Genomic DNA, 12,889 nt, shown 5'->3' with positions numbered 1-12,889 from the left:
CCGAATATAAATGAATGGCATTCGGAGTTTATCTGAATTCGGTAACCCGAGATGGGCCCCTAGTCCAAACAGTGCTCTACCTCCATCATTCTTCACTTCGACGCTAGCCCTAAAGCTATTTCGGAGAGAACCAGCTATCTCCAAGTTCGTTTGGAATTTCTCCGCTACCCACACCTCATCCCCGCACTTTTCAACGTACGTGGGTTCGGTCCTCCAGTGCGTTTTACCGCACCTTCAACCTGGACATGGGTAGATCACATGGTTTCGGGTCTACGACTACATACTCATTCGCCCTATTCAGACTCGCTTTCGCTGCGGCTCCGTCTCTTCAACTTAACCTCGCATGCAATCGTAACTCGCCGGTTCATTCTACAAAAGGCACGCTATCACCCATTAACGGGCTCTAACTTGTTGTAGGCACACGGTTTCAGGATCTATTTCACTCCCCTTCCGGGGTGCTTTTCACCTTTCCCTCACGGTACTGGTTCACTATCGGTCACTAGGGAGTATTTAGCCTTGGGAGATGGTCCTCCCGGATTCCGACGGAATTCCTCGTGTTCCGCCGTACTCAGGATCCTCCTAGGTGCCTTCCAAATTTCGTCTACGGGGTTTTTACCCTCTTTGACTGACTTTTCCAAGCCATTCGACTATCTGAAAGAACTACCATATCGGAGTCCTACAACCCCAAGATGCAAGCATCTTGGTTTGGGCTGTTCCCTTTTCGCTCGCCGCTACTTGGGGAATCGATTTTTCTTTCTCTTCCTGCAGGTACTTAGATGTTTCAGTTCTCTGCGTCTACCTCGTATACGCTATGTATTCACGTATACGTAACATCCTATAAAAGATGCTGGGTTCCCCCATTCGGAAATCTCTGGATCATAGCTTACTTACAGCTCCCCAAAGCATATCGGTGTTAGTCCCGTCCTTCATCGGCTCCTAGTGCCAAGGCATCCACCGTGCGCCCTTATTCACTTAACCTTATAAGACCTTACGGTCTGGTTTTGAGCAGTTCTTCTAGCGATAGAAGCTTACTCAAGAAAATAAGCAATTGAACTTATTAAAAAACTCATTCAACGCGGTGTTCTCGGTTTGTTTTGATTTTTTCTTCAAGTATCCAGTTTTCAATGAACAAATTATGACAACCACTGTTGTCAATGGAGCCTAGCGGGATCGAACCGCTGACCTCCTGCGTGCAAAGCAGGCGCTCTCCCAGCTGAGCTAAGGCCCCGTACTACTTTTTTAATTGAGAGTAAACCTCTCAAAACTGAACAAAGACAAGTGACAAACTGTGTAGTTTCCGTAATATTCCTTAGAAAGGAGGTGATCCAGCCGCACCTTCCGATACGGCTACCTTGTTACGACTTCACCCCAATCATCTATCCCACCTTAGGCGGCTGGCTCCAAAAGGTTACCTCACCGACTTCGGGTGTTACAAACTCTCGTGGTGTGACGGGCGGTGTGTACAAGGCCCGGGAACGTATTCACCGCGGCGTGCTGATCCGCGATTACTAGCGATTCCGGCTTCATGTAGGCGAGTTGCAGCCTACAATCCGAACTGAGAGAAGCTTTAAGAGATTAGCTTAGCCTCGCGACTTCGCAACTCGTTGTACTTCCCATTGTAGCACGTGTGTAGCCCAGGTCATAAGGGGCATGATGATTTGACGTCATCCCCACCTTCCTCCGGTTTGTCACCGGCAGTCTCGCTAGAGTGCCCAACTAAATGATGGCAACTAACAATAAGGGTTGCGCTCGTTGCGGGACTTAACCCAACATCTCACGACACGAGCTGACGACAACCATGCACCACCTGTCACTTTGCCCCCGAAGGGAAAGCTCTATCTCTAGAGTGGTCAAAGGATGTCAAGACCTGGTAAGGTTCTTCGCGTTGCTTCGAATTAAACCACATGCTCCACCGCTTGTGCGGGCCCCCGTCAATTCCTTTGAGTTTCAACCTTGCGGTCGTACTCCCCAGGCGGAGTGCTTAATGCGTTTGCTGCAGCACTGAAGGGCGGAAACCCTCCAACACTTAGCACTCATCGTTTACGGCGTGGACTACCAGGGTATCTAATCCTGTTTGCTCCCCACGCTTTCGAGCCTCAGCGTCAGTTACAGACCAGAGAGCCGCCTTCGCCACTGGTGTTCCTCCATATATCTACGCATTTCACCGCTACACATGGAATTCCACTCTCCTCTTCTGCACTCAAGTCTCCCAGTTTCCAATGACCCTCCCCGGTTGAGCCGGGGGCTTTCACATCAGACTTAAGAAACCGCCTGCGCTCGCTTTACGCCCAATAAATCCGGACAACGCTTGCCACCTACGTATTACCGCGGCTGCTGGCACGTAGTTAGCCGTGGCTTTCTGGTTAGATACCGTCAAGGGATGAACATTTTACTCTCATCCTTGTTCTTCTCTAACAACAGAGTTTTACGATCCGAAAACCTTCTTCACTCACGCGGCGTTGCTCGGTCAGACTTTCGTCCATTGCCGAAGATTCCCTACTGCTGCCTCCCGTAGGAGTCTGGGCCGTGTCTCAGTCCCAGTGTGGCCGATCACCCTCTCAGGTCGGCTATGCATCGTGGCCTTGGTGAGCCGTTACCTCACCAACTAGCTAATGCACCGCGGGTCCATCCTCAAGTGACGCAAAAGCGCCTTTCAAATCACAAACATGTGTTTATAATTGTTATGCGGTATTAGCACCTGTTTCCAAGTGTTATCCCCCGCTTGAGGGCAGGTTACCCACGTGTTACTCACCCGTTCGCCACTCCTCTTTTTCCGGTGGAGCAAGCTCCGGTGGAAAAAGAAGCGTTCGACTTGCATGTATTAGGCACGCCGCCAGCGTTCGTCCTGAGCCAGGATCAAACTCTCATAAAAAGTGTTTGAACAGTCAAATGACTGTTAAGCTCAAATAAAATTGATTCTGCTAGCTATTGCTTGCATGTTGTTTGCTTCTCTAAAAGAAGCGCCCTACACATTGGTTCGTTTGCTTGCTTTGTTCAGTTTTCAAAGGTCTACTTCGTTGCTTTTAAAAATGTTTCAGCAACTCTTATATCTTATCAGTTGACTTAATTCTTGTCAACTGTTTTTTCAAAAAGTTTTAAAAACTTTTTGAAACGATATTTCAGAAATGTGCTGTTTACTAAGCAACTTCGTTAGTTTAACAGTCGTTTTGGCAACTGTCAACATTTTTTTAAAACTTTTTTTAAGTTTATTTCTTAAGGCTATCCGCCTCAAGGACAAGTAATAATATACCAACTAAATCTGATTAGGTCAACGATTTTCTCAATATTTTTTTGTTTTTTTTCATACCCGATTGATTTGTTGTGAATGAAGTTAAATTATTCGTGAATAAAGCTTTTTCACTTTCGTTATTTCCTACATTATTCTCTCAAAACAATAAAAAAAGAGAGCATTAAAAATCAGTTTAAAACTGATTTTTAATGCTCTAAAAAAATTCTAGCGCATTGTTGGAAATAATAGTACATCGCGAATTGATTGGGCATCAGTTAAAAGCATAACTAATCGATCAATCCCAATACCTAGTCCACCAGTTGGGGGCATACCATATTCTAAAGCTTCTAAGAAATCTTCATCTACTCCGTGAGCTTCATCATCGCCAGCCTCACGTTGTTTTTCTTGGTCTTCAAAGCGAGCACGTTGATCGATTGGATCATTTAACTCAGTAAAGGCATTGGCAAATTCGCGCCCAACAATAAACAACTCAAAACGATCTGTAAAGCGGCCATCTTCTGGATTTTTCTTCGCTAGTGGAGAAACTTCTACTGGATGTCCATAAATAAATGTCGGTTGGATCAAGGTATCTTCTACGAAAGTTTCAAAGAATTCATTGATAATATGACCAACTTCCATTGCATCTGTAATTTCAACTTTATGTTCTTTAGCCAAAGCGCGTGCTTCTTCTAAAGACATTTCTTGCCAAAAATCAACACCAGTTTGTTCTTTAATAGCATCTAACATGTGTAGACGTTTAAATTCAGTATCTAAATCAACTTCTTTACCATCGTAAGTAAGTTTACCTGTTCCTAAGACTTTTTGGGCAGCATTACGAATAATACCTTCTGTCAAATCCATCACATCACGGTAATCGGTATATGCAGTATAGACTTCAATCATAGTAAATTCAGGATTATGGGTCGTGTCAATTCCTTCATTACGGAATACTCGACCGATTTCATAAACTTTTTCCATTCCACCAACAATTAGACGTTTTAAATGCAATTCCAATGCGATACGCAAATACAAATCCATATCTAATGCATTATGGTGCGTGATAAACGGACGAGCTGCAGCTCCCCCCGCTTGATTATGCAAAACAGGCGTCTCAACTTCTAAATAGCCTAATCCATCTAGGTAACGGCGGATTTCACTGATAATTTGGCTGCGTTTGGTAAAACGATCAAAACTTTCACGATTTGAAACCAAATCTAAGTAACGTTGGCGATAACGTTGTTCTACGTTGGTCAAACCATGGTACTTATCAGGCAAAGGACGTAATGCTTTGGATAATAAAATAAACTCACGTGCTTTGATAGAAACTTCACCTGTGTTGGTTTTCATAATTTGACCTACAACCCCATAGAAGTCACCTAAATCTGCGTGTTTAAATAATTCATAGGCTTCTTCACCTACTTCATCTTTACGCACATAAATTTGGACTTGCCCTTCACGATCTTGTAAATGGGCAAAGCCAGCTTTACCCTTACCGCGTTTTGTCATCATCCGTCCTGCCACACTAGCAGATAAATTCATTTCACTTAATTCTTCTTTAGTCCGTTGATCGAACATTTCATGTAGTTCTGCGGAATTATGGGTGCGTTCGAAACGTTTTCCGAATGGATCGATTCCATTTTCTTGCAGTGCTTCCATCTTCTGGCGACGCACCAGCATTTGATCGTTCAATTCTTCTTGGGTTTGTTGCTGTTGTTCCTCAGTCACGCGTTTTCCTCCTTAATTTTTAGTTGAAGCAGCGGCTTTTTACATTGCGATGTTGAGTTTTCTTAACTCTAAAAACTACCGCGACTATAACTCTCTAGTCTATTCTTCCTTATAATGCCAATGAAACCCAAAAAAAGCAAGCCGAAAATCAGCTTCGACTTGAAAAAAACTATGTTTACTTTGTAGCGCGAACCAAGTGCCGTTCTTGTGTTTTTGCGATAAAATCATCCAAAATTGCTACAATTGTTGCTTGATCTTCTGCTTGATTAATAGCTACTTTGGTTTTTGCCGCCCGTGAAATTCCTTTTAAATAATAAGCCGCATGTTGACGAAACTCTCTCGTCGCAACCATTTCGCCTTTTAAGTCCACCAAACGTTGCAAATGAATTTTAACAGTTTGAATTTTTTCTGCAGGCGTTGGTTCATCAATCAATTCACCAGTAGCTAAATAATGTTCGGTACGATGAATCATCCATGGGTTTCCCAATGCTGCTCGACCAATCATCACACCATCTGCGCCAACTTCTTCTAGCATGCGTTTGGCATCTTGTGGTGTTTTTACATCCCCATTTCCCATAAAAGGAATATGAATGTTCTTCTTCACTTCTTTTAAAATATCCCAGTTGGCTTTACCTTCATACATCTGTACACGCGTCCGTCCATGCATGGCAATCGCTGCTGCACCACCAGCTTCGGCCGCTTTTGCATTTTCAACAGCAAAAACATGTTGATCATCCCAACCAATACGCATTTTAACTGTCACAGGCACATCGACAGCAGCCGTTACTGCCGCTACCATTTCGTGTACTTTGTTAGGATCTAGCAACCACTTAGCACCGGCTTCTGCTTTAATCACTTTGTTAACCGGACATCCCATGTTGATATCAATAATGTCTGCTGCTGTATTTTCAGCTACAAACTTTGCTGCTTCCACTAAAGAATCTTTATTGCCACCAAAAATTTGAACACTAAGCGGATGCTCGTTTTCATCGATATACAGCATTTCCAATGTTTTTTTATTTCGAAAATGAATACCTTGGTCACTAATCATCTCACAAACCACCAAACCAGCACCAAATTCTTTTACCGTTACTCGAAAAGCCGCATTCGTAATTCCAGCCATGGGAGCAACAACCACGCGATTAGGAATTTCAACATTACCGATTTTCCAAGTTTGATCAGTCATTTTGACTTGCCTCCTGTAACAAAGCTACTAAGTCTGCTTCTTGATATTCATATTTGTTTCCACAAAACGCACAGACAGCTTCTGCTCCATGATCTTCGTCAATCATTGCTTTAATTTCATCAGGGCCTAGGGCAATAATTGCTTCGCCAAATTTTTCTTTGGAGCAGTCACACCTAAATTGTACCGATTTTTCTTCTAAAATCATTAAATCCGTATCTGGCAATAGAATATCTAAAATTTCTTCAGGTTTATGTCCAGCATCTAATAAATCAGAGACTCGTGGCATATTTGCCAAATTGGTTTCTATCGCTGTAATGATTTCTTCAGTTGCTCCAGGCATCATTTGTAACATAAAACCACCAGCAGTCTTAATAGTATCGTCGGTATTTACTAAAACACTTAAACCAACTGCTGACGGAATTTGCTCTGAAATCGCTAAATAATACGTGAAGTCTTCTCCTAACTCACCGGAAACAATTGGCGTTTGACCAGAAAACGGTTCTTTTAAGCCTAAGTCTTTAATGACGGTAAACATGCCTTCTGTTCCAACTGCTCCTCGCACATCAATTTTACCAACTTCGTTTAGTGGCAAACTTAAATGAGGATTTTTAATGTAGCCCTTCACATCGCCATGTCCATTACTATCCACGATAATGGCACCGGCAGGGCCGTTTCCTTCGACTTTCACTGTCAATTTATCGTCACCTTTTAACGTCGCACCTAACAATAAGCTCCCCACTAATGTACGACCTAACGCAGCCGAAGACGTGTTCCATGTATCGTGACGTTTTTGTGCTTCTGTCACGGTTTGAGTAGCATCCACTGCATATGCGCGAACTAAACCGCCATATGCTAAAGCTTTAATTAAATAATCACTCATATTTTTCTCCTTTTATATCTATATCGTTTAGCGCTTGTTATTGCAAGCTAAGAGACAACTTTTACTTGCCTATGGTCAAGCATCTAGCTCATTGTATTCATTTCTGAATCATACAAGGAACTTATCTTTTTTTCAACTTTATCCGATTGAATTAAGAAAAAGTATGAAAAAAAGAGACTCACTCATAGTCTCTTTTTTCTCAGTTTTTCTCTTAAGCATTTGCCGAAGATGCTCCGGCATTGTCATCGGCTTTAACACAATCAATTGCCACAACTAACGCGACGATTCGTTTTTCATAACGCTCGTCAAAAATTGTCACTTCATACGTATCACCCCATGAAACCCAATGTTTATTGATAACAGCAATTTGCAGTCCATCTTTTATAACTTCAAAGTCCATGTCCCACCAGTTTCCTTTTACACTGATTCCATCGGCTGCGATATGATAACGCGCTTTAAACAAAGTCAATTCTTTTTTAATAATAATTGCTGGATCGCCATCAATCATTACTGTAAACTGCGGCAAGAGGGCTAAAACCTTTTTGGTAATTTCACCAATTACATGATCATTGCGGTCGAAAATTGTGAATTGTTTAGGAATTTTCAAAAAACTTCCTTGTACATAATATAAAGGCTCTTGATTAACGTCTACAACATTGAATTTTTCTCCGATACTAAAAACTTTTTGTTTGATATAAAGTTTTCTCACAAAAAATCCCTCTCTTCTTCGTCAACTACAAAATATTGTTGCCCTTAATTTATTTATATGGAAAAAGACGCGATAGCTAAAAACTATCACGTCTTATCCAGCAACAAAGATTATGCATCTTTGTTTGTTTCATCTTTTTCTTGCTTCAATTCATCTTGAACTTCTTTTGTTTCTTGTTCTGGATGAAGCTCAGCTTCCTTTGCCTCGGCATCAAAATAATCTTTTGCTTCTTCAAAATCTTGTTTTTCTTCTGCTTGTTTTTGTGCGTCTTTTTCTTCTAATGCACGTTTTGCTTCTTCAAAGGTTTGTGCTTTTTCAGAAGGATACTCTTCTGTTTCAGTTCCTGCTGGCATTTTACCTTCTTCAAACAAGGATTTAATTGCTTTTGCATCAAGTGTTTCATGTTCTAATAATTTTTCAGCAATCAATTTATGTTGTGCTCGGTGCGCTTCAATAATTTCATGCGCTTTTTGATGTGCTTCATTTAGAATGCGGCGAACTTCTTGGTCAATTTCGTAAGCTACTTGTTCAGAGTATGCTTTTGTTTGACCGTAATCACGACCGACAAAAACTTGGTGATTGCCTTCATACTGTACCGGGCCCAATTTATCGCTCATTCCGTATTCCGTAACCATGCTACGCGCAAGGCCTGTTGCTTGTTCAAAGTCATTAGATGCTCCGGTAGATTTCACACCGAAGATAATTTCTTCTGCAGTCCGACCACCTAACAGCCCAACGATTTGTTCAAACATATCGTCTTTTGTCATTAACATTTGATCTTCTTTTGGTAGAGCAATCATGTAACCGCCAGCGCGACCACGAGGAATAATCGTTACCTTGTGAACAATACGCGCACGAGATAGAACTAAACCAACAATCGTATGCCCTGCTTCGTGGTAAGCCACCATTTCTCTTTCTCGTTTGCTGATGACTTTGTCTTTTTTCGCAGGACCAGCAATAACGCGGTCTTCAGCTTCATCGATATCAGAAGCATCAATTTTCTTCTTGTTCCGACGCGCGGCTACTAAAGCAGCTTCGTTTAAGACATTTTCTAAATCAGCTCCGGCAAAACCAGGAGTTTGTTGGGCAATAACTTTCAAATCAACGTCGTCAGCTAACGGTTTGTTCCGTGCATGAACACGTAAAATTGCTTCACGACCTTTAACATCAGGACGACCAACTAAAATTTGGCGGTCAAAACGGCCTGGTCGTAATAAAGCAGGGTCTAATACATCAGAACGGTTTGTTGCGGCAATTACGATAACGCCTTCGTTACCATCAAAACCATCCATTTCAACGAGCAATTGGTTCAAGGTTTGTTCACGTTCATCGTGACCGCCTCCCATACCAGCGCCACGTTGACGACCAACAGCATCAATTTCATCAATGAAGATAATCGCAGGTGCATTCTTTTTCGCTGTTTCAAACAAATCACGCACACGTGATGCCCCAACACCAACGAACATTTCTACGAAATCAGAACCTGAAATAGAATAAAACGGTACGCCTGCTTCACCAGCTACGGCTTTTGCAAGTAATGTTTTACCAGTTCCGGGAGGTCCTTCTAATAACACACCAGCAGGTATTCTTGCACCTAATTCTACAAAACGGCGTGGATCTTTCAAGAATTCCACGACTTCAACTAATTCTTGTTTTTCTTCTTCGGCACCGGCTACGTCAGAAAAACGAACGCGATTGGCTTTTTTGTCAGCTTCTTTGGCTTTTGATTTACCAAAGTTCATCACACGGCCGCCACCGCCACCGCCACCACCTTGTTGTCCCATCATCATGTAGAAGAAGAAAATGATGATCACAAGAGGTAAGAAGGTCATCAATAGTGAAATCCACAAACCACTATTTGATTCTTCTTTAATTACTGTCTTCACGTCTTCTTGATCCGCAAGCGCAGTAACTTCTTTCAATGTATTATCATTGGGTAAAATTGTTGTAGCAAAGTGTGTTGACTCACTACTTGTTTCACCCCAAACGGTTAATCCGTTGTTATTTTCTACTTTTTGTTTATCCTTGTACTCCCCGGTAATTTTATAAACACCATTTACCGGTTGGACACTAAACGACTTCACTTTACCGTCGGATAGTTGTTGGCGAAAAGTAGAATACTCGATGTCTGGCGACTGTTGGCTGTTATTTCCAAATAAGAAATAAACTACCGTAATCATGGCCAAAAGCACGAGTACATAATATAAGGTATTTTTTAACATACCGTTATTACCTTTTTTGTTCATGCTTGCCCTCCTTAATTAATCGAAAGTCTTTTTATTTTGTAAATCGTTATTGAAAAATAGCGCTCCACTGACAAAAAGTTCTTTCAAATATTGTTTGTGTGTTTTTTATCAATCCTGACCATTTTATTGTATCACAAGTCATTTCAATTAGCGGATTAATTTGTTTCGTAGACGCTAGGTTTTAAAACGCCTACATAAGGTAAATTGCGGTACTGTTCCATATAGTCTAATCCATAGCCTACAACAAATTCATTTGGTACATCAAAACCAACATAATCTGCTTCAATATCTACTACGCGACCTTCTGGTTTATCTAATAGCGTGACGATTTTAACTGAATTTGCTTTACGATACTTAAATAAATCAACTAGATACGCTAAGGTTCGGCCACTATCAATAATATCTTCTACTATTAAAAGATCACGACCTTCAACATTAGTATCTAAATCTTTTAAGATTTTAACCTCACCAGAAGATACAGTAGCGTTGCCATAACTTGAAACATCCATAAAATCTAATTCCAAATAGCAATCCATTTCACGACAAATATCTGCCATAAAATTAATTGAACCTTTCAAAACGCCAATAACAAGAGGATTTTTATCCTTGTATTCTGCTGCTAATTCTTCCCCTAATTCTTTACAGCGGGCGTTGATTTCTTCTCGTGATACAAGCACTTTTTCAATATCTTTTGCTAACATGTCTGTCTCCTTATTTTACTATCTCCAAAGGATAGATTATTGGTATTTATAAAGCAGTCTGTAGTGTATTTTATCAGTTTCTACAGCAATACTCAAATAAGAAAAAGTAATTGGTAACACTGCCAAGACTTGATTGTTCGTATCTGTCACAACCCACGTTTTTTCTCGCCTATCATTGGGAATTTTTTTATCAATTAGAATGCGACTAACTTTTTTGCGCAAACTGTCTTTTAGTTGAATGCGATCCCCGTCCATTCTTTTTCGAATAATCACCTCATTGGGGAAGTTTAATGCTAAAGGTTGACTGATTTCTGACCAAAGTTTGACTTTTTCGGGAAGATTGACATTTTGATGCGCTGGAACAATTGCTAACCACTCTGTTTCAGATAAAAACCCGCTGTCTCCTACTCTAAAATGAAAAGTTTTTGCTTCATTTGGGATAGCTTTTTTACCAATTATCACTTCTTCGTACATTTTTAAAACTTGCCAAAAAGCCGCAACATCTAATTGCCATTGTGCTTTGTTCGTGGTTAAAAGCTTTAAAATTCGTTGCAAGTTCTCTTCACTAATTGTCACCTCATAGCTTTGTTTGATTTTTTGGGCTAAATACTGCAGGGTAAAATAGCGTTCCCTGACAGGTAAATTCAAAAAATCTTTCACTTTAAAACTTAAATTTTCCTCTTTTTGTTTCACATATTTACTAATCCACGCGGCAGCTTTTGTTTCAATAATTTCGTCTGCCCAAATTAGTTGTTGGGATAATTGTTGAAAATGCGCTAAAATTTGGGGATTTTCCGCTTTTAAAAGTGGCGTGATTTGCTGGCGAATCCGATTTCGTTGTACATCTAAATAATAATTGCTTTCATCTTCAAAGTACGGCAAATTTTCTTTTTTGGCATAATCATAAATTTCTTTTTTACTATAAGACAACAGCGGGCGAATTAATTTACCGCCAGCAAAAGATTGCCGCACTTTGATTCCCATCGCATTTTTTAATTGTCCATCTCTGATTATCTTCATCAACATTGTTTCCAGCTGATCATCGGCATGGTGTGCTGTCATTACTGTATCAAAATAGTACTCTTGCATCAGTTCTGCAAAAAAAGCATAGCGAAACCTGCGAGCTGCCTCTTCCACTCCAGCATGGGGGACATCCTCCCATTTTCGTTCAAAAAAAGCAATATGATGCATTTGACAATAATATGCCAACGCTTGGGCTTCCTTGGTTGAACTTGGTCGTAATTGATGGTTAATATGTGCAACGCCAATAAAAAAATCATATTTTTGACTCATCTTTGCCATTAAACGCAGCAACACAAAAGAGTCTGCACCACCAGATACTGCTAATAAAATTCGGCTGCCTTGTTGCCAAAATATTTTTTTATTTCCTACTTGTTCAAATTCTCGTTCCATCTTTTCCCCTCTTTAATGTACAGCAGCTTTACCGTCACTATTTGCATTCCTCACTGTTTCTTCTATTTCTTATTGTACACGATTAACGTGAAATCCAAAGCAAAAGTATGCCTGCTTCAAAAATCGTTTATTCATTCTTGAAATAATTGTTAACAATCTAAACGGAATAAAATAATAAAAAAGTTAAGAAAAGCAAGACAAATAAGACAGCGAAAAATTTTCCTTCCTAATTACTAGCAAAAATTATTTTTCAGTATCTTTTTTTGAGACTATAAAAGATCATACTTAACTAAAATAGTCCGCACAAAAAAACTGGACCGCAAAATGCGATCCAGTTCTCATTTTTTCTTAGCTGCGACGGCCGCCACGGCCACCGCGTTTGCCTTCTGTATTACGACGAAGTGAAGATAGACGATCATCACTGTCTTTTAAAAACGAACTCATCAATGAATCGAAGTCTTCTTTTTTATTGGCACTTGCGCTAGGTCCTTTAGAAAATGGTTTCTTAGGAGCTGGACGACGACTTGGTTCTTTTTTGAATTCTTTCTTTTCTGTCTGTGGTTTATCTAATGCTTTACGAATTGATAATCCAATTTTGCCGTCATCACCAACAGTTGTTACCAACACGGTTACTTCATCTCCGACTTTTAAAACGTCGTTGATGTCTTTGACAAAACCATCTGATACTTCACTGATATGCACCAATCCAGTTTTACGATTGCCCAAATCAATAAAAGCACCAAAATTTGTAATCCCCGACACTTTTCCTTGCAGCTTAGCTCCTACTTCGATTGACATAA

8 protein-coding genes, 1 tRNA gene and 2 rRNA genes (1 of these 11 only partly in view) are annotated in these 12,889 nt (G+C 40.5%); all 11 read right to left on the bottom strand.

Annotated features, from left to right (window positions below):
• Nucleotides 1-978: ribosomal RNA gene (locus EsVE80_RS01330) — 23S ribosomal RNA — on the bottom strand (it extends 1,937 nt beyond the left edge of the window).
• A 177-nt stretch (nt 979-1,155) separates the two neighbouring features.
• A tRNA-Ala gene (locus EsVE80_RS01325) sits at nt 1,156-1,228 on the bottom strand.
• Between the two features lie 85 nt (nt 1,229-1,313).
• Nucleotides 1,314-2,872, bottom strand: a 16S ribosomal RNA gene (locus tag EsVE80_RS01320).
• Together the 16S and 23S rRNA genes with 1 tRNA gene alongside form the textbook arrangement of a ribosomal RNA operon.
• 582 nt (nt 2,873-3,454) lie before the next feature.
• Nucleotides 3,455-4,954: a lysine--tRNA ligase gene (lysS, locus tag EsVE80_RS01315; protein ID WP_173102129.1), complete on the bottom strand. Its 1,500-nt coding sequence runs from the start codon at nt 4,952-4,954 to the stop codon at nt 3,455-3,457.
• Nucleotides 4,955-5,129: 175 nt separating this feature from the next.
• Entirely contained in the window at nt 5,130-6,140 is a 1,011-nt protein-coding gene (gene dusB / locus EsVE80_RS01310) for a tRNA dihydrouridine synthase DusB (RefSeq protein WP_173102128.1), read from the bottom strand.
• A complete protein-coding gene (gene hslO / locus EsVE80_RS01305) occupies nt 6,133-7,020 on the bottom strand; it encodes an Hsp33 family molecular chaperone HslO (RefSeq protein WP_173102127.1) in 888 nt (295 codons plus the stop codon). The genes dusB and hslO overlap by 8 nt, the downstream gene beginning before the upstream one ends.
• A gap of 211 nt (nt 7,021-7,231) precedes the next feature.
• Complete coding sequence (locus tag EsVE80_RS01300; RefSeq protein WP_173102126.1) at nt 7,232-7,729, bottom strand: LURP-one-related/scramblase family protein; 498 nt, start codon at nt 7,727-7,729, stop codon at nt 7,232-7,234.
• A gap of 110 nt (nt 7,730-7,839) precedes the next feature.
• On the bottom strand, nt 7,840-9,975 hold the full coding sequence (gene ftsH / locus EsVE80_RS01295; protein ID WP_173102125.1) for an ATP-dependent zinc metalloprotease FtsH: 2,136 nt from the start codon (nt 9,973-9,975) through the stop codon (nt 7,840-7,842).
• Nucleotides 9,976-10,130: 155 nt separating this feature from the next.
• The gene (gene hpt / locus EsVE80_RS01290; protein WP_173102124.1) at nt 10,131-10,676 is read right to left on the bottom strand and encodes a hypoxanthine phosphoribosyltransferase; all 546 of its coding nucleotides are present in this window, start codon (nt 10,674-10,676) and stop codon (nt 10,131-10,133) included.
• Between the two features lie 36 nt (nt 10,677-10,712).
• Nucleotides 10,713-12,089: a tRNA lysidine(34) synthetase TilS gene (tilS, locus tag EsVE80_RS01285; protein ID WP_173102123.1), complete on the bottom strand. Its 1,377-nt coding sequence runs from the start codon at nt 12,087-12,089 to the stop codon at nt 10,713-10,715.
• Nucleotides 12,090-12,437: 348 nt separating this feature from the next.
• A complete protein-coding gene (locus EsVE80_RS01280; protein WP_173102122.1) occupies nt 12,438-12,887 on the bottom strand; it encodes a S1 domain-containing RNA-binding protein in 450 nt (149 codons plus the stop codon).
• Between the last annotated feature and the right edge of the window lie 2 nt (nt 12,888-12,889).

Source organism: Enterococcus saigonensis (genome assembly GCF_011397115.1).
Lineage (GTDB): Bacteria > Bacillota > Bacilli > Lactobacillales > Enterococcaceae > Enterococcus_C > Enterococcus_C saigonensis.
Note: the sequence above shows the minus strand (reverse complement) of the source record. Positions and strands in the feature narration are given on the sequence as shown.